The sequence below is a fragment of the Methylophilus sp. genome (genome assembly GCF_008015755.1).
Lineage (GTDB): Bacteria > Pseudomonadota > Gammaproteobacteria > Burkholderiales > Methylophilaceae > Methylophilus.
Map to the genome: position 1 here is coordinate 1 of NZ_SSGF01000004.1, position 24,128 is coordinate 24,128.

General features: G+C 46.9%; 21 protein-coding genes. 15 read left to right on the forward strand and 6 right to left on the reverse strand.

Features of this window, described 5'->3' with window-relative positions; genetic code table 11:
* The coding region (locus E6Q52_RS01105) for a transposase (protein ID WP_292817612.1) at positions 1 to 153 on the reverse strand (153 nt) is incomplete at its 3' end.
* Positions 154 to 645: 492 nt separating this feature from the next.
* Between E6Q52_RS01105 and E6Q52_RS01110 the strand changes: the two genes are divergently transcribed.
* The 6 genes from E6Q52_RS01110 to E6Q52_RS01135 are packed head-to-tail and all read left to right on the forward strand — an operon-like array spanning position 646 to position 9,768.
* The gene (locus E6Q52_RS01110) at positions 646 to 2,217 is read left to right on the forward strand and encodes a DNA cytosine methyltransferase (RefSeq protein WP_292817512.1); all 1,572 of its coding nucleotides are present in this window, start codon (positions 646 to 648) and stop codon (positions 2,215 to 2,217) included.
* An 11-nt stretch (positions 2,218 to 2,228) separates the two neighbouring features.
* Complete coding sequence (locus E6Q52_RS01115) at positions 2,229 to 2,648, forward strand: very short patch repair endonuclease (RefSeq protein ID WP_292817514.1); 420 nt, start codon at positions 2,229 to 2,231, stop codon at positions 2,646 to 2,648.
* Positions 2,648 to 4,126, forward strand: a complete 1,479-nt coding sequence (locus E6Q52_RS01120) for an ATP-binding protein (protein ID WP_292817516.1) — start codon at positions 2,648 to 2,650, stop codon at positions 4,124 to 4,126. The genes E6Q52_RS01115 and E6Q52_RS01120 overlap by 1 nt, the downstream gene beginning before the upstream one ends.
* Positions 4,126 to 6,765, forward strand: a complete 2,640-nt coding sequence (locus E6Q52_RS01125) for a Z1 domain-containing protein (protein ID WP_292817518.1) — start codon at positions 4,126 to 4,128, stop codon at positions 6,763 to 6,765. The genes E6Q52_RS01120 and E6Q52_RS01125 overlap by 1 nt, the downstream gene beginning before the upstream one ends.
* Positions 6,758 to 7,711 carry a PD-(D/E)XK motif protein gene (locus E6Q52_RS01130; RefSeq protein WP_292817520.1) on the forward strand — a complete coding sequence of 318 codons (954 nt, stop codon included), beginning with the start codon at positions 6,758 to 6,760 and terminating at the stop codon, positions 7,709 to 7,711. The genes E6Q52_RS01125 and E6Q52_RS01130 overlap by 8 nt, the downstream gene beginning before the upstream one ends.
* Entirely contained in the window at positions 7,711 to 9,768 is a 2,058-nt protein-coding gene (locus tag E6Q52_RS01135) for an AIPR family protein (protein WP_292817522.1), read from the forward strand. Before E6Q52_RS01130 ends, E6Q52_RS01135 begins: the two co-directional genes overlap by 1 nt.
* Positions 9,769 to 9,983: 215 nt before the next feature.
* Here the strand turns inward: E6Q52_RS01135 and E6Q52_RS01140 are convergent, their stop codons facing one another.
* Complete coding sequence (locus E6Q52_RS01140; RefSeq protein WP_292817524.1) at positions 9,984 to 10,769, reverse strand: DUF2189 domain-containing protein; 786 nt, start codon at positions 10,767 to 10,769, stop codon at positions 9,984 to 9,986.
* 611 nt (positions 10,770 to 11,380) lie between these two features.
* On the opposite strand from E6Q52_RS01140, the gene E6Q52_RS01145 reads away from it, so the two are divergent.
* The 5 genes from E6Q52_RS01145 (at position 11,381) to E6Q52_RS01165 (ending at position 16,379) form a co-directional block, all read left to right on the forward strand.
* Positions 11,381 to 11,842 (forward strand): DUF2244 domain-containing protein, encoded by a 462-nt coding sequence (locus E6Q52_RS01145; RefSeq protein ID WP_292817526.1) that lies wholly within the window; start codon positions 11,381 to 11,383, stop codon positions 11,840 to 11,842.
* A gap of 20 nt (positions 11,843 to 11,862) precedes the next feature.
* On the forward strand, positions 11,863 to 13,029 hold the full coding sequence (coxB, locus tag E6Q52_RS01150) for a cytochrome c oxidase subunit II (RefSeq protein WP_292817527.1): 1,167 nt from the start codon (positions 11,863 to 11,865) through the stop codon (positions 13,027 to 13,029).
* A gap of 26 nt (positions 13,030 to 13,055) precedes the next feature.
* Entirely contained in the window at positions 13,056 to 14,651 is a 1,596-nt protein-coding gene (ctaD, locus tag E6Q52_RS01155) for a cytochrome c oxidase subunit I (protein ID WP_194741491.1), read from the forward strand.
* Between the two features lie 212 nt (positions 14,652 to 14,863).
* Positions 14,864 to 15,400: a cytochrome c oxidase assembly protein gene (locus tag E6Q52_RS01160; RefSeq protein WP_292817530.1), complete on the forward strand. Its 537-nt coding sequence runs from the start codon at positions 14,864 to 14,866 to the stop codon at positions 15,398 to 15,400.
* Positions 15,401 to 15,446: 46 nt separating this feature from the next.
* Positions 15,447 to 16,379, forward strand: coding sequence for a cytochrome c oxidase subunit 3 (locus E6Q52_RS01165; protein WP_292817532.1), 933 nt, complete (start codon positions 15,447 to 15,449; stop codon positions 16,377 to 16,379).
* Between the two features lie 49 nt (positions 16,380 to 16,428).
* On the opposite strand, the gene E6Q52_RS01170 is transcribed toward E6Q52_RS01165, so the two are convergent.
* Positions 16,429 to 16,629: a twin transmembrane helix small protein gene (locus E6Q52_RS01170; protein ID WP_292817534.1), complete on the reverse strand. Its 201-nt coding sequence runs from the start codon at positions 16,627 to 16,629 to the stop codon at positions 16,429 to 16,431.
* A 49-nt stretch (positions 16,630 to 16,678) separates the two neighbouring features.
* On the opposite strand from E6Q52_RS01170, the gene E6Q52_RS01175 reads away from it, so the two are divergent.
* Genes E6Q52_RS01175 through cyoE form a run of 4 tightly spaced genes read left to right on the forward strand, consistent with a single transcriptional unit; the run spans position 16,679 to position 19,934 of the window.
* The gene (locus tag E6Q52_RS01175; RefSeq protein ID WP_292817536.1) at positions 16,679 to 17,404 is read left to right on the forward strand and encodes an SURF1 family protein; all 726 of its coding nucleotides are present in this window, start codon (positions 16,679 to 16,681) and stop codon (positions 17,402 to 17,404) included.
* A 2-nt stretch (positions 17,405 to 17,406) separates the two neighbouring features.
* Entirely contained in the window at positions 17,407 to 18,027 is a 621-nt protein-coding gene (locus tag E6Q52_RS01180) for a hypothetical protein (RefSeq protein ID WP_292817614.1), read from the forward strand.
* Between the two features lie 3 nt (positions 18,028 to 18,030).
* Positions 18,031 to 19,005, forward strand: a complete 975-nt coding sequence (locus E6Q52_RS01185; RefSeq protein WP_292817538.1) for a heme A synthase — start codon at positions 18,031 to 18,033, stop codon at positions 19,003 to 19,005.
* 32 nt (positions 19,006 to 19,037) lie between these two features.
* A complete protein-coding gene (gene cyoE / locus E6Q52_RS01190; RefSeq protein ID WP_292817540.1) occupies positions 19,038 to 19,934 on the forward strand; it encodes a heme o synthase in 897 nt (298 codons plus the stop codon).
* Between the two features lie 65 nt (positions 19,935 to 19,999).
* On the opposite strand, the gene E6Q52_RS01195 is transcribed toward cyoE, so the two are convergent.
* From E6Q52_RS01195 to E6Q52_RS01205, 3 genes are all read right to left on the reverse strand, one after another.
* Positions 20,000 to 21,568 (reverse strand): bifunctional diguanylate cyclase/phosphodiesterase, encoded by a 1,569-nt coding sequence (locus tag E6Q52_RS01195; RefSeq protein WP_292817542.1) that lies wholly within the window; start codon positions 21,566 to 21,568, stop codon positions 20,000 to 20,002.
* A 185-nt stretch (positions 21,569 to 21,753) separates the two neighbouring features.
* Positions 21,754 to 22,041 carry a PsiF family protein gene (locus tag E6Q52_RS01200; RefSeq protein WP_292817544.1) on the reverse strand — a complete coding sequence of 96 codons (288 nt, stop codon included), beginning with the start codon at positions 22,039 to 22,041 and terminating at the stop codon, positions 21,754 to 21,756.
* Between the two features lie 138 nt (positions 22,042 to 22,179).
* Complete coding sequence (locus tag E6Q52_RS01205) at positions 22,180 to 24,120, reverse strand: SMP-30/gluconolactonase/LRE family protein (RefSeq protein ID WP_292817546.1); 1,941 nt, start codon at positions 24,118 to 24,120, stop codon at positions 22,180 to 22,182.
* Positions 24,121 to 24,128: the final 8 nt, after the last annotated feature.

Consider the following 24,128-nt stretch of genomic DNA (forward strand, 5'->3'; position numbering starts at 1 on the left):
GCGCTTTTGAAGCTCAATTTCATGCCGCCATTTGTAAAGGCTCTTTGTTGATACGCCAAGGCGTTGAGCAACATCCGCGACATCATGACCGCGTTCTGTGATTTGCTTTACAGCTTCGAACTTAAACTCGTCCGTGTATCTGATACCCTTCATGTAACTTACTCCGTTCTGTTTTAGACATTATGATTTGTCTAGCAGAGCGGGTGAAGTCCAATGATGGCATAGATCCAAGTGCCGCTCGGCAGGATAAAAAAGCACAAGCCAAGCTTAAGTCTGTAAACACTTTCAAGGCTGTTGCCAATGATTGGCATGTCCTGCACAATAAAAACAAGTCTGAGCGTCACCAGCAGCGCGTGAGGCGCTGGTTGGATGTTTATCTCTTTCCATCATTAGGGGATAGGTTACACCATTCAACTTACTGTTGGTGATCTAACCTACTCCTTGGCAGGGGGAATGATATCAACATGGATTGCAACCGGTTTCTATCTAATGGATAATCTTTTGATAGCAATAATTCTATATAAACTTGAGTGTTTACTTATCTTAAGTTCATGCCAGAGAGACACTTGGTCTTAAGGCATTCATCTCAATAATTAGGTAATTTAAGCGCATATAACTGGCGTCAAATGGTGCATAAAAATTAAAATGAAGCCTGTAAAAGTTCGAAATTATCATATTGATAATAATGTCACGATATATCCCCTTGTGGATCTTTTTGCAGGCCCAGGAGGTCTTGGGGAAGGATTTGCGGGAGTATGCGGTGAAGAAGGTAAAATAAGATTTAAAAGTATTGTATCGATAGAGCGAGATGAGTTTTCACATCAAACATTGCGTCTACGTCACTTTCTTAGATATTTTGCGGATGATGAAATCCCTGATGATTATTATGACTTTCTTTCTAAGAAAATCGAATTTGAAGAATTGATTTCAAAGCATCCGGTTGCTTGGGAGGAAGCAAAAAATAGTGCTTTAAGAATAACTCTCGGTGCCGAATCTCATGCATATGTAAAAAAAATAATTTGTGATCGCTTAGGTGAAGCTGATAAATGGGCTCTGATCGGGGGGCCTCCATGTCAAGCCTATTCTCTTGTTGGCCGATCAAGAATGATGAGCAAACCGGGATTTGAGAATGATGAGCGCCATACTTTATATCTTGAGTATCTGCGCATAATTGCAGACCACCGCCCACCGATTTTTGTAATGGAGAATGTCAAAGGACTTCTTTCAGCTACCATTGAAGGAAGGTCAGCCATCAATAGAATTGTCAATGATTTGACTAATCCTGGGCAGGCAATCGAGAATGCTCCAAATGATCTTACTTACAAGCTTTACTCATTGAGTGAAGAGGGTCTAGCTGACGGCGATGTAGACCCGAGGCTTTTTGTTGTAAGAGCAGAAGAGTATGGTATTCCTCAAGCTCGCCATAGGATGTTTATAGTTGGAATACGAGGTGACTTGAGGGTAAGACCTGGTTTATTAAAGAAACTTAAAGCCCCTAGTGTTCGTGACACTATCGAATCTCTTCCTCGTATACGCAGTGGTATTTCGAAAGTGAAAGACAGCTACGAGTCATGGCTGAACGAGTTGAGGTTGATCTCTCAGATGGATCTATCTCACCAACTCAACGGCTCCTTATGTGATGCCAAAGTTTCCGCAGAGCTGGGACTTGAGAGTCTTCTGCAAAAACGCTTTCCAAGCTTCACGTCATCTGTAACTTATAGACAGCTTAAGCCCACGCATCCGGTACTCGAAAGTCTTTATGATGATCGATTGAGTATTCTTACATCTCACGAAGCTAGAGGTCACATGGCTTCTGATCTTAGGCGCTACTTATATGCAGCCACATTTGCTGAAAAGATGGCTCGCAGTCCCAAACTGTCTGACTTTCCTATAGATCTTCTTCCTAACCATCAAAATGTGGAACTGGGTTGCTCGGGGAAGATGTTCTCGGATCGTTTTCGCGTTCAGGTTGCGGACCAAGTCTCAAGAACTATCACATCTCATATTTCAAAAGATGGTCATTATTTTATACATTATGATCCAACACAATGCCGTAGCTTAACAGTTCGCGAAGCGGCGAGACTGCAGACTTTTCCCGATAATTATTTTTTTGCCGGGCCTAGAACAATGCAGTACCACCAGGTTGGAAATGCTGTACCTCCCCAGCTAGCGAAGCAAATTGGAGAAATAGTTGCTGAGGTCCTTGCAGCAATATGAGGTGATAATCCATGGTAGACACGGTGACTTCAGAGCAGCGAAGCTGGAATATGTCCAAGATCAAGGGGAAGAATACTCACCCAGAGCTACTTCTAAGATCATTGCTGCATAAAGCTGGTTTTCGTTTTAGATTGCATCGTAAAGATTTACCTAGTAGTCCAGACATTGTACTTCCCATGTACAGAACTGTTATTTTCGTTCATGGATGTTTTTGGCATCGACATCCTAATTGTCGAAATGCAACAATGCCATCGAGCAGGCCTGAATTTTGGGCAGAAAAGTTTAAACAGAACTTAGAAAGAGATGCAAGAAATAGTGCAGCTCTTGTTCGTGCAGGTTGGAAAGTTTACATTGTATGGGAATGTGAACTTCGATCAAAAAAAGAAGAAATATTAGAACGACTTTCGGAGAGCATTCGGAGTAATAACTAATGGCAAAACCTCACCATCTACCGCCCAGCGCGGCATGTTTAACTGCATCACTCAGAGATCTTGGTTATTCAATTGAAGCAGCTGTTGCTGACCTTATTGACAATAGTATTTCAGCTGATGCGACTGAGATACAGATACTCTGCGATCTCAGCAGGGAAAAGCCGGTACTTGTAATCGCCGACAATGGAAAGGGTATGGTTGAGCAAGAAGTAATAGCTGCAATGCGGCATGGTTCAACCGACCCTAGAAAGAAGAGGGGAGCCAAAGATTTAGGTAGATTCGGTTTAGGTCTGAAAACCGCATCATTCTCGCAATGTCGACGCCTCACTATCATGAGCTCCAAAGAAGGTGTACGAAGCGCTGTTGAATGGAATCTGACTCAGATTGAGGATTATGATGATTGGTTTGTATCAATTCTCGATGCCGAGGAAATTGCCAAGCTTCCCTATTGTGAGTTGATATCAGAAGATGGGACAATCGTTGTATGGAGAGACTTGGATCGTCTTTTCGAGGATGAATTTGAAAGTAGACGACATGAAATAGTAAGTGCAAAGTTAGCTGCTGTTGAGCGTCATCTTTCACTTGTTTTTCATCGATTTCTTTCTGGTGAGGTCAAAGGACACAAACGTATCACGATCAAAATCAATGGGCATTCGATCACTCCGTTTGATCCTTTCTGCCGTAAAAATCCTGCTACACAAATATTGCCTGATGAGACTGTGTGGGTAGGTGATCAGGCAGTTAATATTCAGCCTTATATCCTGCCGCATCATAGCCGCCTCACCGCAGCAGAATATGATTTTTATCAGGATCGAAGCGACTTTATTTCGAATCAAGGTGCATACGTATATCGAAATGGACGACTTATGGCATGGGGAGACTGGTTTCGATTGGTACCAAAAGGCGAAGCTACTAAGCTTGCTCGTGTTCAAATTGATTTTTCAAACAGCCTCGATGAAGCGTGGACTATTGATATCAAAAAGTCTCGTGCCAGACCTCCACATGCCGTTAGAGAGCGACTTAGGCAGATTATTGCAAAAATAACTGCTCGTAGCATTAATGTTCACCGTGGACGAGGGCAGAAGCTATTCCTAGAGGCACAGGCGCCAATTTGGGAGAGATTCGCTAGTCATAGCGGTATTAGATTTGCAGTCAACATGGAGCATCCGCTGATTCAATCATTAAGTGGTAATCTGAATGCAGAAAATTTATCCAGTCTTCAGGTTCTTTTGGACTCCATTTCAGCCTCTCTCCCTGTAGAAATGATCTACTCTGACTACTCCACACATCCTCGTGAGGTGGCGCAAACAGGCTTGGATGAGCCGGAAATTTTAGAGCGACTTAAGAAGCTGCAACATGCACTTTATGGGTCTGGTCCATATAATTCAGTTGAGTTTATGAAGATCGTCCGATCAACAAGGTTATTTGATGGCCATTTAGAAGCTGCTGAAAAATATATAAGTGAGGTATTTGAATAATGCAACAAGCCAGCTCGCAAGAAAGAAATTTTACTAACTCATTAATCTCTGCACTTGCCAATATGAGTGAGACTCCTACTGCAGCTCAGGTACAGGAAAAAGCTCGCCAAATGGCTGAAATTTTTAATTATGCAGGGGATTTGCAGAGCGTTGTCGGAGAGGCGATGATTTCTGTAGTCACAAGAATGGGAGCGGGAGTTTCGCTTGTTGATACAAAAGCCAATCATGACGATCAATGGGTTCAAAAGCGAAGTGATATCAAATGGATTTATTCGGATGCATATGCAGAGTATTTGCGGGAAGATGGATGGGCTCCGCAGATGGTTCAATCTCTGAGTGATGTGACCGATAAAATATTGGGGCATCTTCAAGACCCACACAGTGAAGGAACGTCTTGGTATCGACGCGGATTGGTCATAGGGCATGTTCAATCAGGTAAAACGGCAAACTATACTGGTTTAATAGCTAAAGCTGCGGATGCTGGTTATAAATTTATTATTGTGATTGCAGGTATACACAATAACCTTCGGAAACAGACGCAAGCGCGTATTGATGAAGCATTTATCGGGAGGTCAAGTGATCCGAGTGATAGACGGAACATCGGTGTTGGAACAGCACCAGGATATCCTCATCCTGCAACTCTGACAAATATTAATGCAGATTTTAATAAAAATACGGCAGAAAAAAGTGGCTGGAAAATAAATGATTTCAGTAAGCCTATCATTCTCATCATAAAAAAAAATGTAACTACACTCACATCTTTGCATAAGTGGCTGAAGGAGCTGAATGCTGAAGGTAGTGGCCGTATTTCAGATGTACCTATGTTGGTGATTGATGATGAGGCTGATAATGCCTCGATCAATACGAATCAGGATGATTTAGACCCTACTAAAACCAATGCAATGATTCGACGAATAATGGGGCTATTCGCTAAGTCGTGTTATGTCGGTTACACAGCTACGCCATTTGCAAACATTTTCATCAATCCTGATGCTTATGATGATGACGTTCGGGAAGAACTTTTTCCGAAAGACTTTATTTATTGTTTAGATGCTCCCACAACATATTTCGGAGCCGAAAAGGTATTTCTAAACGATGAGACGAGTTCAGCGGTCGTGAGACCTATAGATGATTGCGAAGATCTCATTCCATTTTCACATAAACGTGGCGACACGATAAGTGAGCTTCCTCCTAGCCTTTACTATGCTTTGAATGAATTTATTCTCGCAAGGGCAATTCGTAACTTGAGAGGGCAGTCTAAAAAGCACTGTTCTATGATGGTGAACGTTTCCAGATTTGTGCCTATTCAGAAAGCAGTTCGAGATTTTCTGAGCCTTCGTGAAAGAAAAATTCGAGAAGCTGTACGTTCGAACTATAAGATGCCTGAGTCGGTTTCTTCAACGAATCCCTTTATGCATGATTTGAAGTCAGTTTTCGATGCTGAATATTTCGATGCAGGTTTTACTTGGGGAGAGGTGAAAGATGCGCTGAATGATGTTTTTGAGCATTTGCATACTTACGTTATTAACAGTAAGAGCGATGAAGTTTTAGATTTTTCAAAATATGATAAGGCCGGTGTCGGACTCACTGCTATAGCTGTTGGAGGGTTAAGCCTCTCAAGGGGCTTAACCATCGAGGGTCTTACGATAAGTTACATGTATCGCAATACTAAAATGTACGACACTCTAATGCAAATGGGGCGATGGTTCGGCTACAGACCAAATTTTGAAGATCTTTGTAGAGTGCACCTTTCCAGAGATTCGATTGATTGGTACTCCCATATCGCTGAGGCATCAGAAGAGCTTGTTCAACAGGTGAAGCGTATGAGGCGTGACAAGCTCAGTCCAGAGGATTTCGGGCTTTACGTCAGGTCTCATCCAGACACACTTTTGATTACAGCAGCGAATAAGATGCGTTCTGGTGAACAGGTCACATTTCAGCAAAGTTTTGCGGGCCGTCTTCGTGAAACTTCGGAAGTCTCTACTGACCCTGAGTTGAATAAACGGAATTTGGATCTTATTGCAGAATTATGGAAATCTAATTTCGGTGGAGTGGAAGTTGCTGATACCGGTAAAGGATTTATCTATAGAAATGTGGATATTTCTGTCTTGGAAGAGTTTTTACTGAGATACGACTTCCATTCGGCTCAAGCTGATTTAAAAAGTGACTTATTAGCTTATCTGCAGCTTATTTCTGATCGGCATCCTAAAGCTGATGTGCTCTTGATATCCCCGGATGGGGGTGCTGGAGGCGATGTACCTTTTACTTTACGAGGCCAGCAACGTGGTGTAAGTGAGGGGCAGCCTATGGGTACTATATGGAAGCTAAATAAAGGTAGGGTAGCTTCGAGAGGTGATGAAAAATTAGGTCTTAACGATGATCAGAAGAAGTCAGCTAGCACGAAAGCCAATTCTGAAGTTGTGTCGGATATTCATTATCGTGAGGTCCGTAATAAACCACTGTTGATGCTTCATAGTTTGGATCCTAAAAGTGCAAGTATTTCTGGCCCAATAGTGGCTTTTGGGATGAGCTTTCCTTTTGAAATGGATATTCCAACCATTGATGTGGTTGTGAATAGAATCTGGCTCAGGCAAATGCAGGATGACGATGAGCCCCCCGAGGAGGATCTGGATGTCTAAAGTTTCACCATGGGATGAGATTTTAGTTCCTGGATCTGACTTCAATGTGAAGCAGATTGCTGGAAAGATGGCTGTGCCTTGTTATTGGGGACGTGATCCGTCTGGGGCATGTCTTTTTATTATGGAGCTTAAAGGCGATCTTTTCGCAGAGTTTCAAAAAAACAATGTTCGTGTGAATGGCCTTGGTGTAGAACTTCGTCAGAATAGCTCAATTCTGCGGTTAATTTTGTCCTTGGAAAAGAGGGCTGATCGAGACATTTTCGAGGGCTTATGCCGTTCTTTAGCTAACGCACTCGAAGTTGCGAATGATTCAGCAAGTTCGATGGCAGTAGCGTTCGCACATCTGCGGAGATGGAAAGCCTTCATGGCTGGCCGAAAACAACTCATGTCTGCTGAAGAGATACGTGGACTTTTTGCGGAGCTGTGTTTCCTGCGAGAGTTGATTCAGCACTTGGGGGCAGATGAAGCATTGAAGGCTTGGATGGGACCAGAGCGCTCTCATCAAGATTTCATTTTTGGAAATACTGCTGTAGAGATCAAATCCTTATCTGGGGCCGAGCGCAATTCAGTCCGAATTTCATCGGAAGATCAACTTGAATCGCTGAATGAACATCTATTTCTTCGAACCTATAAACTTAGCAATTTACCCGATGCATCATCTGCACAGTCGCTAAATCAAATCATCTTATGTATTCAAGAAGTGCTTGATTCTGCTGAGGCGATTGAAGCTTTTGATAGTAAGCTGGCGGAACATTTTTATACTCCACATCCAGAGTATGATGACCCTATGTTCGTTGTTTCGGTAGTCAAAAGTTACCGTGTAGATGGTGATTTTCCACGACTGATTCGCTCAAAAACACCAACAAGTATAAACAAGATTTCATATGATATTAATTTAGAAAGCATTTCAATTTTTGAATGCGATAAGCTCTGGGAGGGGGAGTAATGGAACAGACTGCAGAAGAGTTTTTTCACGATTTCCGTCAAGAAATGCTTGCTGGGGCAGAGGCTGGGAGCACATATCAACTCGAAACTTTTATGGATACCGTTTCGAATGAGTTGATTGAAACGGGTTTTGTAGATGGATTTGAGCACTGCCATTATCGCGCAGCAAGAGGGATGCGTGTTGATGGGTACTGGTTCAATGATGAGGGTGTAGTTGATATCTTTATTGCCGATTTTGATTGTCGTCGGGAACTTGAAACTCTTACGCGCTCGGATATTGATACAACCTTCAAACGCTTAATTAATTTTTTTGAAGGAAGCGTTACCGGTAGTCTTGAGCCAGATGTTACAACGCCTGAATATGGCCTTGTCAGTCAAATTAGGGATGGAAAATCTCATATCCGGCAGGTGAATTTTTACCTCGTATCCGAACGTTTGCTAAGTGACAGATTCGAGGCCTATCCTGATAACGATGTGTGCGAGATTAAGGCTACATATCACATCTGGGATATCTCTAGGTTTCAGCGCCAGCGCAGTTCCCGTGGTTTCAAAGAGGCATTAAATATTGATTTTGTTGAGCTGTTTGGTGACGGGGTAAATTGTCTTCCTGCGAATCTTGGCTCAGACTCTTATCAATCATTCTTAATTGTAATGCCGGCTACTATTTTGGCTAAGCTATATGAGGGCTATAGTAGCCGACTATTAGAGCAGAATGTCCGCACATTCCTTCAGGCTCGTGCACAGGTTAACAAGGGGATTCGAACAACCATACTAACAGAGCCAAACATGTTTTTTGCATATAACAATGGCATAACTGCTACTGCTCAGGAAGTGGAAACGCGGATTAAAAATGGTCATCTTCAAATTGTCAGATTGACTGACCTTCAAATAGTAAATGGAGGGCAGACTACGGCCTCACTTTTTCATACACAGCGTCGTGATAAAGCCAATCTTTCAAATATTTTTGTTCAAATGAAGCTTTCGGTCATCGACAACGAGCAGAGCGAAATGATTGTTCCACGAATTTCTGAGTATGCAAATACTCAGAATCGGGTTAATGCTGCAGACTTTTTCTCAAACCATCCCTTTCATGTTCGAATGGCAGATTTCTCGCGGCGTATTTGGGTGCCTGCACAACAAGGGGCGCAACGTGAAACTAAATGGTTTTATGAGCGAGCGCGGGGGCAATATATTGATGCTCAGTCAAAATTAACTCCAGCAGAGCAAAGGCGATTCAAAGCCGAGTATCCAAAACCTCAGATGTTTACAAAAACTGATTTGGCTAAGTTTGAGAATATATTTGATGATCATCCGAGATGGGTCAATCTGGGAAGTCAAAAAAACTTTGCGAAATTTGCTGCTCGAATCGGTAAGGAGTGGGAAAAATCTTCTGATGGTTTTAATGAACAATATTACAAAAGAGCTATCTCACGAGGTATTCTTTTCCGAGCTACAGAAAAACTTGTTTCGGAACAGCCTTGGTACAACGGTGGTTACCGGGCCAATATAGTCGCTTATACCTTGGCAGTAATTGGATATGTAACTAAGATGCGGGGAGAGGTGCTTAACTACCAGAGTATCTGGGCCGCACAAGCAATTGATACGTCGCTTGAAGAAGCCATCAAGGTAGTATCAGCAATCGTCTACGAAGATCTTATGAATCCACCTCAAGGAATTTCAAATATTTCTGAATGGGCAAAAAGAGAAAGTTGTTGGACTCGATTGGAAGAGAAGTGTGATGAAATTGCGAAACGCTTACCCGATCTATTTTGGTCCAGCCTCTCCACGGATGCCGAAGAAAAATCAGAGACAAAAAATGCAATTCAAATTCAGAAAATTGATAATGGCATTGAGGCTCAGCGCCAGGTAATTACAATTCCAGGTAAAACTTGGCTGGAGCTTAAAAATAAAATGACTGATTTAGATATATTGACACCTAAAGAAGTGGGGGTAATTAATATTGCTGTGCAGTTGCCTCATAAGATCCCAACTGAAAAGCAATGTAGGGTTCTGCTGGAGATTCTTGAGAAAAGCAGGGCAGAGGGAATAAACCTATAATTAGCTTATACTTTTTATTTTGTGAGTAACAAAGTTTATTGAATTGGTGTTATCTAGTTATAATGTGGTTTATCTGCAATAATTCTGTTCCGGCTCCCGCACCAAGTAAATAAGAGAGCTAAAAAGTATAAAAAATTAAAAGGCCTAGATGAAAATCTAGGCCTTTCTTCATATGATTCCGCGATTGCGTTTGAGTTGTCTGTTACTAGGCTGAGCTAATTCTTAATAGCGATAAGGTCGCGATATACATGCCAGCTAGCATGCCCAACTACTGGCATGGTCAAAATCAATCCCAGAAAGTTGGTCGCAAGGCCAAACCCTACCAGGACCACAATACAAAAAGCCCATAGTGTCATGGTCACCGGGTTGCGGGCGCAGGTGCGCAGGCTGGTGATGGCTGCGGTCCAGGCGCTGGTATTGCGGTCTAGCATGAGGGGCATGGCGATGACGCTGATGCTGAAAATGAACGCTGCAAACACGGCACCGGCAGAAAAGTAAACGAACAGGAAGGTGGGTTGCTTGAACGTGAATACGTTGATGACTACGTCCGCGAAAGTTGGCAGTGCATCGTGAAAATAATGGGCGAATATGCTCATTGAAAGCCGCACCCAGCTGAGAAAAACGAAAATCAGTAGCCCGGTAAATAGGGCGATATTTAGCAAGTTAGGCAACCAGGCAGTCAGGGTGGGGCGTAGCGAAGGTTGCTCGCCAGATTCTATGCGTCTGCTCAAGTCATATAGCCCGACGGCAAGGAAGGGGCCGAGCAGAAAGAAGCCGGTGGATACCCCGGCTAGTAGCCAGTAGTTGTCAGCAAACACGGTATGGATGATGACGCCGATTGCGGCAAAAATGATGCCGTAAAAGAGGCTGGCGCGGCCGCCGAGATGGATGTCAGTGACGCCTGCATGTAACCAGTCGAGAATGATGTCGGTGTTTGCATGGCGGATAGAAATGCCATCGTCCGCACTGACTTTGGTGGCGGGTATATGGTTAATATTCATGTGTTTAGCCCCTTTAAAATGATGGCTGCCATCAATCAGTGCTTGCAGATTGCATGACCGATTTTTTTTAAGCTCAAAAGCTTTTGATGATGGCTTGCCACGACTACTTGCATTGCTAATCAATTCACATAAAAACAGTCCCAATGGCTTGTGACGCTTGGTCAGCAGTCAATCTGGTGAAGTCAAAATTGCGCGATGACATCGGGATACGATTAAGAATCTACCACAAAAAACTTTTGCATGCAGTCGTCATATTTTTTGATTCAGGCATGCTTTATGGATGGCCCTACGCAAAATCAGCCTCGCATAATCGGTTGCCAGCGTTATACGCTTTTTATTCGTAACAACATTTTTTTGCTACGTATTTGTGCCGTTTGCTTGTTTATGCAGCAACATCAAGAGTGCCAGCTGGCCTGGTTTGGCGCCGTATTCTAGGTACTTTCTTCACGTCGTCGCTTTAACCTCACTTCACCATAAATTTACATTGATGACAGTCGCAATCGCCATTTTTTGTCTTGTCACTAGGTTGCTCTTGTGCTAATTTACAACGTGTAACAAATTTGTAACTAAACGTAATTTAGTTGCTACAGACTAAATTTGGGTTGGCAAGCATGTTATCTATTTGCGAAACACAATGCGTCACAAGGCCGAATGCATCCGCTTCTACAGAAAGTGTGTGTAAGTTGTTGCTGAGCCTAGTGGTGTTTTCTGGGCTGATTGCTTTAGCTTTTTTGCATGTAGGTGCCTGGATGGTGTTGCCGTTTGCTGGCTTGGAATTAGTGTTGGTGGTTCTGGCGTTTGTGGTGGTATTGCGTCACAGCAGTGATTACGAAAAAATTACTTTCGTTCAGGATCAGGTTGAAATCGAGCAGAGTGTGCTGGGAGAAATAAAACACGTTCGCTTTCAATCGTATTGGACCCGGATAACGCTCAGGGAAGGTGAGAACGGTAAAACGTCACTGTGGATTGGGTCCCATCATCAAGAGGTTGAGTTTGGTCGAGATACCATGGATAACGCGCAACGCGAACAAGTGGCCTCTCATCTCAAGCGGGTACTTCTGAAAACTAAATAACTGGATTTTGGAGCGATTAGATGCAAGGGATGAAGAAACTTGGGGTTGGTGCGGTTGCATTGTTCTTGTCTTTGAGTGCACGTGCTGACTTCACCTGGAATTTTCCAGAGCCGGTGACGCCGATGGCTTTGGATACCTTACACGTACACAACAAATTTATGCTGATTACTGCCGTGATTTTTGTGGCAGTACTGGCAATTATGATTTACTCGATTGTGACCCACCGTCAAAGCAAGGGCTACAAGCCTGTCGCCGATAAGGCGCCTTCTACTGCGGTTGAAATTTTCTGGACGTTAATCCCATTTGCGATTTTGCTATTGATTGACTTTGTCATCATGGGCATTCCGGCTTACCACAGTGTGGTGATGATGGAAGATACTCGCGACCAGTCGACCATGGTAATCAAAATTACCGGCTCGCAGTGGCGCTGGCAGTATGAGTATCTGGACGGCGATGCCAAAGGCATCAAATTTGTGAGCAACTTGGCGACTACCAATGACCAAATGCACAATGCGGCCGACAAAGGCGAGCATTACCTGCTGGAGGTGGATAACCCGCTGGTGCTGCCTGTGGGCGAAAAAGTACGCATTTTGATGACGGCTTCTGACGTGTTACACAACTGGTGGGTGCCGCAGTTTGGCTCATCACGTGTGGCGGTACCAGGCTTTATTCGTGAAACCTGGGTGCAGGTGGAGAAAGCAGGCGTTTACCGTGGGCAGTGTAAAGAGCTATGCGGTAAAGGCCATGGCTACATGCCAGTGGTGGTGAATGCCGTGTCTAAAGAAGAGTTTGCGCAATGGGCGACCAAAAAACAGGGCGAGCAACAAGCGGCAAACGATGTGAAAGAAATGACCAAGGATGAACTGCTGGCGCAGGGTAAAGTGGTTTACGAGAAAAACTGTGCCGTATGCCACCAAGTGACTGGCGCAGGGTTGCCACCGGCTTTCCCCGCACTCACCGGCAGCAAAATTGCCACTGGCGCGATTTTTGGCGCCGATGGTAAATATCAAAAAGACAGTCATCTGGACCGTGTGTTGAATGGTAAAGGCGTAATGCCTGCCTGGAAGGCCACATTAAATGATACGGAAATTGCGGCAGTGATTACCTATGAGCGCAACGCGCTAGGCAATACAGCAGCAGTCGATGCAATCGTGCAGCCAGCGCAAGTTAAAGCTGCACGCGAATAATATTTGAGCGATTTTAGGAGAGCACTATGAGTACTACAACCGTAGCACATCATGATGAGCATCACGACGACCATCCGACCGGGATTATGCGTTGGTTAACAACGACCAACCATAAAGATATCGGTACGATGTATCTGACATTTTCACTGGTGATGTTCTTGGTCGGTGGGTCTATGATTTTGGGCATTCGTGCCGAGTTGTTCAAGCCTGGCTTGCAACTCATGAATCCAGAGTTTTTTAACCAGTTGATTGGTGTGCATGCACTGATCATGATTTTTGCAGCCTTGATGCCTGCTGCGACTGGTTTTGCTAACTGGATGTTGCCATTGCAAATTGGCGCACCAGACATGGCTTTGCCGCGCTTGAATAACTGGGGCTTCTGGATTTTGCCGCCATCTGCGATTCTGCTCACTCTGCCGTTCACACTGGCCCTGTTTGGGGTAGGTGATGGTGCACTAGCGACTGGTTGGACATTCTATCCGCCACTGTCTGTGCAAGGCGGTATCGGTGTCGACTTCGCGATTTTTGCCGTGCACTTGTTGGGTATTTCGTCAGTATTGGGTTCTATCAATATTATCGTCACCATTTACAACATGCGCGCACCAGGCATGACTTTGATGAAAATGCCGATGTTTGCTTGGGGCTGGTTGATCACTGCATTCTTGCTGATTGCAACGATTCCTGTGTTGGCCGGTGCGGTGACCATGCTGCTGACGGACCGTCACTTTGGGACGCACTTTTTTGACGCCGCCGGTGGTGGTGACCCGATTATGTTCCAGCACTTGTTCTGGTTCTTTGGTCACCCTGAGGTCTATATTCTGTTGCTGCCAGTGTGGGGGTTCATTCCTCAGATTCTGCAGACGTTCAGCCGCAAGCCGATGTATGGCTACAAAGCGCAAGTTTATTCGTTGTGGGCGATTGGTGCTTTGGCAGTCGTTGTTTGGGCGCACCATTTCTTTACGGCCGGGATGCCGGTGCCTGCATTGCTGTACTTTATGTATAGCACCATGGCGATTTCTCTGCCATTGGCCGTGCTGTTCTACTGCTGGATTCGCACCATGTGGAAAGGCTCCATGAGCTTTGAAACACCAATGTTGTTTACGGTTGGCTGGATTATTTTGTTCGGTATTGGTGGCTTGACTGGCCTGGTGCTGGCTGACGTGGCGGCGGATGCGCAATACCACAACAGCTACTTTGTGGTGGCGCACTTCCACTACACCCTGTTTGCGGGTGGCATCATGGGCATCATGGCGGGCGTATATTACTGGCTGCCAAAAATGACTGGTCATATGTATAACGAGAAGTTGGGTAAAACACACTTCTGGCTGACTGCCATCTCATTTAACGTGACCTTTATTCCGCAGTTCTTTGTTGGTCTGGCTGGGATGCCGCGTCGTATTCCAGACTACGCCTTGCAGTTCGCCGAGTTCAACATGATTTCTACCGTTGGCGCGTTTGTGCTGGGTTTGTCACAGCTGCTGTTTGTCTACATCATTATCAGCTGTGTTAAAGGGGGCAAAAAAGCCACCGACAAAGTGTGGGAGGGTGCGCAAGGGCTGGAGTGGACATTGTCTTCACCGCCGCCATACCACAGCTTTACTGAGCAGCCTGTAGTTAAGTAAGTATTTAGGCTGAATAGATACAGGCTAAGTAAATTTGAAGCAAAAGCCAATCAGTCGGTGATTGATTGGCTGTGTAAAAAGGTTGATGTATTTTGAGTGATCCCAAGCAGTCTAATAGTAAGAAAATTGCCTGGCTGTTAGCAGCAGTGGCGATTGTCTGGTACGTGGTTTCGATGTTTACGATTTGGAAGTAAGCGGCGCTTGTAACGGTTATGGCATTAGAACAAACACAGGCCGCCGCCAATAAAAAATTGGCATTGAAATTAGTCTGGATTATTGCCGGTGCATTGTTATTTGCTTTTGCGCTGGTGCCTTTATATGACGTGATTTGCTCGGTGACGGGCTTGAATGGCAAAACAAAAAGTACGCCAGAGAGTGCAAGTCAAGCCGTTGTGGATTTGCAGCGTGAGGTCACAGTGCAGTTTGTGTCTTCAGTCATGCCGGGTTTGGGTTGGAATTTTTACCCCAAGCAAAGCAGTGTGAAGGTGCATCCAGGCCAAGTGACCACGGTGATGTTTGAAGCAAAAAATACCACCAATGTTGAGGTGGCCGGGCAGGCGATTCCAAGCGTGACACCGGGTAAAGCATCGGCACATTTAAAAAAGATTGAGTGTTTTTGCTTTGTCAGGCAAACACTCAAGCCTGGCGAAGTAAGGGCATTACCACTGCGGTTTTTTGTCAGTGCAGAGTTGCCTAAAGATGTACAAGAAATGACCTTGTCGTATTCGTTTTTTCCGGCAAGTCAGTAAATACAATAATGAAGCGTAATACGTTTAAAGGATAGGGAGTTAATGCATGGCTAGTCATTCAGAAAATCACTATTTTGTCCCGCATGGCAGCATCTATCCGGCATTGATTTCTGTCGGATTGCTGTCTATGGCCAGTGGTTTTGTTTTTAATGTGACCGGTTCGGATACGCGACTGGATGGTTCGATCAAGAATCCGGCGCTGTCTTATCTGGCAACGCCAGGCAAATACATGATGTATTTTGGCCTGGCGGTGATTCTGACCATGATGTTCAAATGGCTGAGTGCCGTGGTGACGGAAAGTCTGACCGGGCAATATAAAAAATGGGAAGATAAATCCTTCCGCATCGGCATGATCGTGTTTATCTGTTCAGAGGTGGCATTTTTTGCCGCTTTCTTTGGCGCGCTGTTTTATATGCGTGTGCTGTCGGTGCCTGATTTGGCCTCCTACGCACCTGATATTACGCCGTATAAAGACTTTTTGAGTGCGTGGCCGTCACAAGGTCCTGGTGGTACGGTGCTTGGTGAGGCTTATAAGCCCAACCCTGCGTTTCACCCGATGTCATGGAGCGGTTTACCACTGATTAACACTTTGCTGCTGCTGAGTTCGGGTGCAACCATCACCTGGGCACACTGGGGCTTGATTAAAAACAACCGCAAGCAGTTGATTATTGGCCTGTTTTTAACCGTCGCGCTTGGGGTCACTTTTCTCTGTTGCCAAGCGGCTGAATATCACCATGCTTATACCGAAATGGGCTTGACCCTTAAATCGGGCGCATATGGTGCCACCTTCTTTATGCTCACCGGTTTTCATGGCTTTCACGTGACGATTGGGACGCTGATGCTGATTGTGATTTTGTTACGGAGTATCAAAGGGCACTTTACACCAGAGCATCATTTTGGCTTTGAAGGTGTGGCCTGGTATTGGCACTTTGTGGATGTGGTGTGGTTGGGCCTGTATATTTTTGTCTACATGCTCTGATGAACCAAAAAGGGCGCACTGAGCGCCCTTTTTAGCAGAAATGGCTTTGTTACAGGGTGTGGCCAACATAACCAAAATGGGCGGCAATGACCAAGCCAAGAAACAGGGCAATCGATAAGCCGATCCGCATGGTTAGCGCTTTAACTGTACGATCGGAACCACTTTTGTCTTTGAGCAGAAAAAGCAGGGCAGAAAACAGGCTGCCAACAATGACGATCAGTATCAAAATGGTGACAATTTTAATGAACATGATGTGATCTCGCGTTAAGTGGATTACATTATGGGCTGTAAGCTGGAAAATGCAAATACCCTTGGGAAATTATGTCGTTCGTGTACGCTGGCTGGTGGTATGTGTCATGGTAGTCGCCATTTGGGGCTGTGTGCGGCTCGGCTTGTGGCAATGGCACAAGGCAGCGCAGAAGCAAGAAATTACGCGTGCTTTGATGCATCACGGCGCGGTGATTCAGCCACCGCCGCCAGCACTGGATGCCCCTGATACTGTGGCAGCGTTACATTTACAAACGGTAGAATTCAAGGGGCATTATTTGCCGCAATATGCTTTTTTTCTTGATAACCAGGTTGAGCAGGGGCAGGCCGGGTTTCATGTCATCACTCCTTTTTTACTCAGCGATCAGCAGCACGTCATTTGGGTCAACCGCGGTTGGCTGGCAGGCTTTGCCGATCATCAACAAACTCCTGAGATTGCAACCTCGCAAGCCGAGCAAGTGATTCAGGGCTTGTTTTGGCAGCAAACAAAAGTAGGCTACAGGCTGGATAAACCAGGCCAGACCTGGCAGCCGGTGCAGCCTGTGATTGACTTTACTTATTTACGCCAGCATGTGCCGTATGTGTTTCCCGATGTGATTCTCAAGCTAGACCCTGCCGCGGCAGATGGTTACCTGCGGCATTGGGATGTGCCTGCCGGGCAAGTAGAGAAGCATCTCAGTTATGCTTACCAGTGGTTTGGCTTTGCCGTGGCAAGTGTAGTGATCGGTTTGACTCAAATGGTGGAGAAACGGGCGTGAATATGACCCATGAAGAAACAAATGCTTTGGCAGCGCTCGACCAGGCGCAGCAGCGTAAAGGTCGCATGATTTTTTTACTGCTGGCGGTATTTTTTACCGTGCCATTATTGGTGGTAGTGGCCATGATTAAATTTGACTGGCGACCTACTGGCAAGAGTTATGGTGAGTTGATTCAGCCGCCGGTGTCTATGGCGCACACGACGCATTGGGTCAGCGACCAGCAGCAGGCATTACCGGCATTTTGGCAGGATAAATGGAATATTGCCCTGATTGCGCGCGAGTGTGATCCTGCCTGTATGCAGCGTTTGTATGACATGCGGCAGATTTATGTTTCGTTATATAAAGACATGATACGCGTGCAGCGCGTGTTGATTACCCAGCAGGCCGATACGACAGCCATTCGTGCCCGCTACCCAGATTTGCTGATTATTAATGGTGAGTCTGAGCAGGTATCAGCATTGGGCAGCATGCTGAGTGGCGGTGGGCAAAACACCTTAGACGCACACCGGGTTTACTTTATTGATCCACTTGGCAATGTGATGATGCAGTATGGCCCCGAGCTGGAAGCAAAGTGGATACGCAAAGACTTAGTTAAATTGTTAAAGGCTTCGTGGGCAGGGTAGGGCATGTTTAAAGTATTAAGTATATTGGCCGCAATCGTGGCTTTTTGTGTGGTGGTGCTGGGCTCTTACGTGCGGCTGTCAGATGCCGGTTTGGGCTGCCCGGATTGGCCAGGCTGTTATGGCGCATTGACCGTGCCACAGAGTGAGTCGGCGATCCAGTCTGCGCAGCAGGCTTATCCTGACAAACCGGTAGAACATGCCAAAGCCTGGAAAGAAATGGCACATCGCTATCTGGCAGGGAGCCTCGGGTTGCTAGTATTAGCATTGGCTGTGCTGGCATATCGTCATCGGCAAACAATTAAAACGCCCTGGCAGTTATCGGCGGGCTTGGTGGTGTTGATTGTGATGCAGGCGCTGCTCGGTATGTGGACGGTGACTTTATTGCTCAAACCGGTGGTGGTGACCCTGCATTTGCTGGGCGGCATGACCACGCTGGCATTGTTGAGCTGGATAGCGTTTCGCCATGGCAGCGAGCAGCAGATCGCCTTGCCAGCCTGTCAGCAGCGCTGGTTGCAGCTGGCGCTCGTGGTGTGGATGGCGCAGGTGTTACTGGGTGGCTGGACCAGTAGTAACTATGCCGCTTTGGCGTGTACCGATTTTCCAACTTGCCATGGCCTGTGGTGGCCAGACATGGACATCGGCGAAGCATTTCATCTGACGCGTGCGTTGGGCGAAAGTCGCGATGGCGGGCAGTTGCATTTGAATGCGCTGACAGCTATCCAATGGATACATCGGCTGGGCGCCCTGGTGGTGCTGGGCTGGATGTTGGTGAGCGTGAGATTTTTGCTACAACGACCGGCCTCTAAGCGTTTGGCTTGGGGGTTGCTAGTCATTGTGCTTTGCCAGGTAGCGATTGGGATTAGTAACTTGCTGTTGCAATTGCCATTGGTGCTGGCGGTGTTGCATAACGCCGGGGCCGCATTATTGGGCGTGTGGCTGGTCGCCATTCACGCCAGAGTATCAAAAGCATCGTATTAAAACGTCATATTAAAAAGTAGGGGGAGTATCGTATGCAAGCAACCTGGATGACACAATTGGCGACAGCCAGCATGAGCGCGCGAAGTTTTTATGCGCTATGTAAACCGCGCGTGACAGCCTTGATCGTTTTTACTGCGATTATAGGCATGTTCATGGCGACGCCGGGCATGGTGCCACTGTCGGTGCTGCTGGCAGCTACGGTGGGCATTGCTTTTGCCTCAGGCGCAGCCGCGGCCTTTAACTGCCTCATCGAGCATAAGATTGACGCCATGATGGCGCGCACCCGTGCGCGGCCATTGCCGACTGGCCAATTATCTCAGATGGAAACATTACTGTTTGCCAGTGTGCTCGGCGGTATCGGTCTCAGTATTTTGTATTACTGGGTCAACCCGCTCACCATGTGGCTCACACTGGGCACCTTTGTCGGCTATGCGGTGATCTATACTGTGTTTCTAAAACCTGCCACCCCAATGAATATTGTGATTGGTGGCGCGTCTGGTGCTATGCCACCCATTTTGGGCTGGGCTGCCGTGAACAATACCGTGTCGCCAGAGGCACTGGTCATGTTCCTGATTATCTTCGCCTGGACGCCGCCGCATTTCTGGGCGCTGGCCTTATATCGCCGCGAAGAATATGCCAAAGTCGGCATGCCGATGTTGCCGGTGACGCATGGTGAGCAATTCACTTTGCTGCACATCGTGTTGTACACCATTATCCTGGTGGTTGTGTCTATGATGCCGTATGGCCTGGGCATGAGTGGCTGGCTGTACCTGGCATCGGCTGCTGTATTGAATAGTATTTTTATGTACTATGTGGTCAGCCTCTATCGCCACTACTCAGACGCGCTGGCTAAAACCACCTTTAAGTATTCCATTCTTTATCTGAGCCTGATTTTTGCCTTTTTGTTGCTGGATCATTACTTGATCTAAGTGCGGTTGGAGCCATCAGGGTGCGCTAAGGCGCGCCCTTTTTTTGCTTAAATGGCTGGTGAGTATCAATGTTTGGTTTCGCTGGGCATCAGGCGATGCACCCGTTGATGGGCTGACTGTTGATAGATCTGCTCTAGCAAGACGCTAAACATGGCGGGTTTGCCGTGTAAAAAGCCCTGAATAAAATCACAATTAATCACCTTGAGGATGTTCTCCTGGCGGGCATTTTCCACGCCTTCGGCAATCAGCTTGATATTGAGCTCATGCGCCATCTGAATGATGGACCGACACAGAATAAAGTCATAATTATCGACCTCCAGGTTTTTTATAAACGACTTGTCTATTTTGACGTAGTCGATTTGATATTTTTTGAGGTAGCCGAGCGCCGAGTAGCCGGTGCCAAAATCATCTATCGACAGCTTGATGCCAGCTTGTCTGACGGTTTTTAACGTGTCTTGGGTGACTCTGGAGGGTTCCAGCAACAGGCCTTCAGTAATCTCAAAGCAAAAGCGCTCGCAAGGGATGTTGGAGTGTTGCAAGCGTTTGATAAAGGCCATCAGGTGTTGCGGATGCGCAAATTGCACTGGCGAAATATTGAGGCTGATTTGTGTGCCCTGCAGGCGCAGCAGGTCAATCGCCGACAAATCGTGTAATACCTCATCAAAAATCCATTTGCCTATGTCGATAATGACACCAGACTCTTCTGCCAGTGGAATAAACACATCGGGTGGAATCGTGCCGCGTGTCGGATGTTGCCAGCGGATTAACGCTTCAGCTTTAATCAGGCACAGGTCTTGCAGCCGGTAAATGGGTTGGTAGACCAGGTGCAGCTCGCCATTGGCGACTGCCGAGCGCAAGTCATGTGTGAGTGAAATGCGGTCGCGGATCGCGCTCTGCATGGTTTGCGTAAAAAACTGGTATTGGTTTTTGCCCGCGCGTTTGGCGGCATACAATGCCTGGTCGGCAAACATCATCAGTTCTTCGCCAGACTTGCTGTGGTCAGGAAAAATAGCAATGCCGATGCTGGCCGTGACAAAATATTGATTGTTTTCAATGTAGAACGGCGAGCGGATGGTGTCTACAATTTTGGCGCCAATCTCATGTAGCATCTGCATGTTTTGCAATTTGGGAATCACTACCACAAACTCATCGCCGCCCAGTTTGGCCGTGGTGGTGCCGCTGCGCGCACAAGACTGGATGCGCAACGCGGCATTTTGCAGTAAACGATCGCCCACCGCATGGCCTGCAATATCATTCACATCTTTAAAACCGTCGAGGTCTATCAGCAATAATCCCAAGGGTTGTTGTGATTGCTGACAGTCTGCGATGGCTTCTTCCAGGCACTTTTGCAACAGATAGCGGTTAGGCAGTTGTGTGAGGTAATCGTAATTGGCCTGGCGCCAGAGTTGCTGGCGAATATCTGCTTCTCTGCGTTGGACGCGTTGATAAAAGCGCCAGAATTGATACAACAGTAATCCGCCCACCATCAAAATAGCCGTGATGCCTATATGATTAAAGGTGCTGGTATAAGCGGTGTTGGCTACACTCACCGAGGTGGCAGAGGCCGTTTGATGTACTAGCGCCGCAATGATTATCATCAGCTTGCTGGCCAGTGTGTTCATGTCGGTATTCATGCCATTGGGTTCCGGTAATCGCAGATCAGTGGGGCCTTGCCTACGTGCTATATGCGGTAGGTAAAACAAGGGCTAACTCAATTAACGGCAGAATATAAAGAAACTTTAGTGCAGATTTGAACAATCATAAAAAAATCGCCAGTGGCAGTGCCACCGGCGATCTGGGTGCAGCATGTTGGCTGTGGTTATTTGGCTGACAAACAGGTTTTCATAAACGCTTTGCGCTCATCACCTGCGAGGGCTTTGGTTTTAGCGTCAGCGTTACAGGTTTTCATTTTGTTTTGTTGGGCAGTCAAGCCAGCGCTGGCACCGTCAGCGGACAAACAGGTTTTCATGAACGCTTTGCGCTCGTCACCAGCCAGGGCTTTGGTTTTAGCATCCGCATTACAGGTTTTCATTTTTTCTTGCTGCGGGCCCGCGTTGGCAGAAATACAGACGCAAGACAACAACAAGGCAATCACCAGTTTATTCATGAAAGTCTCCAAACAAAAAAATAAGTATTTTTCGAATTCAGGCTGCCGGTTAGCAGGCCCGTGTTTGGCATTGTGACATACCGCTAAACGCTTGGGGGGAATAAAAAAGCCCGGAACATTTCCGGGCTTGTTGAGGGCTTAATGCACAGGCACCGAGTGTAGTGTGCCCGCTTTCATATCAGGGATCAGCAACGATTTGCCATCGGCTGACAAGCTGATATCCGCCGCCGATTGATAGCCTTGAATGATGCGTTGTGGCGTGGCTTTAGGCTCAGTCAGTTGCCAGACGTTACCGCCAGCCCAGTCACTGACATACAGCAGGCCGTTGGCATCTCTGACCAGGCCATCAGCACCGCCAAAGCCTTGATTGAGCAAGGTGACGCTGGTTTTTTTAGCGCCGATGTGCACGCTGAACAATTTACCCGTGCCAAAGTCAGCCACCAGCAAACGGTCCGGGCCATCCATCAGCAAACCATTCGGACGTTTGATGCCGGCTTTGGCTTTAAGCACTTGCGTGACTTTGCCTGCTGGCGAGAGTTTGAAAATACCGGCGCCATTGCCTTGCTCGTCGCCGCTGTCAGACACATACACATTGCCCAGGCCATCGATTTCAATATCATTTAAAAACACTGGTTTTTGCGGGAAAGCGCTGGCCGCTGCAAACACCGTTTGTGAGCCGCTATTGGCATCAATACGGACGACGCGGTCCATATCGGCCACGTACAACTGACCATCAAACAGATCCAGGCCTTTGGGGTCGTTGAGGCCATCGGCTAAAGTGGTGCGTGTGCCGTCGGCGGCAATGCGGGTGATTTTGCCATCGCCCAGTTTGCCAAACTCACCAATTTCGGACACATAAGTCACCCCTGCAGGCGTGACAAACACAGACTCAGGCATGACAAACCCGCTCAAGGTGTTGGCCTCAGTAGTTGCGGCCGCCGCAGGGAGTGTTTTGCCATCGTAGCTGACACGGTAAATTACACCGTTATAGTCGTCAGACACTAGTAAAGAGCCATCCGGCAATTGCAGTACGTCGGTTGGGCGGCCCCAGACTTCCCCTTCTGCGCTCAGCCAGCCATCAATAAACGGCTTGGTTTCCTTGACTTGGTGTTGCGCGTCAAATACCACGCGTACCAGCTGGTAACCTACTGGCACTTTGCGGTTCCATGAACCGTGTTGGGCAATCACGGCATTGCCTTGATACTCAGCCGGGAACTGTTTGCCGGTATAAAACTTAAAGCCCAGGTTTGCGCTGTGTGCCTGAAACTCAGCGACAGGCTTGGTGACTTCTGCAGGCGGCGTTTTGTTTTTCCAGTTCGGGTCGCGCGCATCACCACCGGCATAATAAGGAAAGCCAAAATGCAAACCGGCTTTAGGCGCGGCGTTTAGCTCATCATGTGGGATATCGGCACCCAATAAGTCTACGCCGTTATCGGTGAAAAACAGGGTGTTGGTGCCAGGTTGAAAGTCCATGCCGACTGAGTTGCGCACGCCTTTGGCGAAGGTTTCCACTTGGCTGCCGTCAGGATTCATGCGGATAATCGAGGCCTCAATGCCGACCGGGTCACAAATGTTGCACGGTGCACCCAGGGTGACGTACAGCTTGTTGTCTGGGCCCGCCGCCAGATAGCGCCAACCGTGGTGTGCCTTATCGGGCAATTTGTCGTAAATGACTTCACGCATGGCTTTAAATGGCAGGGTTAAATCGAAATCGGGGGCGGCATAACGCGTGATGCGATGTTGCTCTGCCACATATAAATGACCATCGACCATGGCCACGCCATTGCCTACCTTCAGGTCATCCAGAATAGTGACCACCTGGTCAGCTTTGTGGTCTTTGTTTTTATCAACCACGGCATAGACTTTGTTACCGCGCGTGCCGACGTACACATTACCGTTGGTGCCCAACGCCATTTGGCGCGCACCGGGCACTTCTGCATACACTTCGACATGAAAGCCTTCAGGCACATGCAGTTTGCCTAAATTGGCGCGCACATCATTCATATCTGCCCAGGCAGCGGTGGTCATTGTGGCAAACATGGCGCTGACCAGACCGGTGATCAGTGGATTCTTTTTCATGAATATCC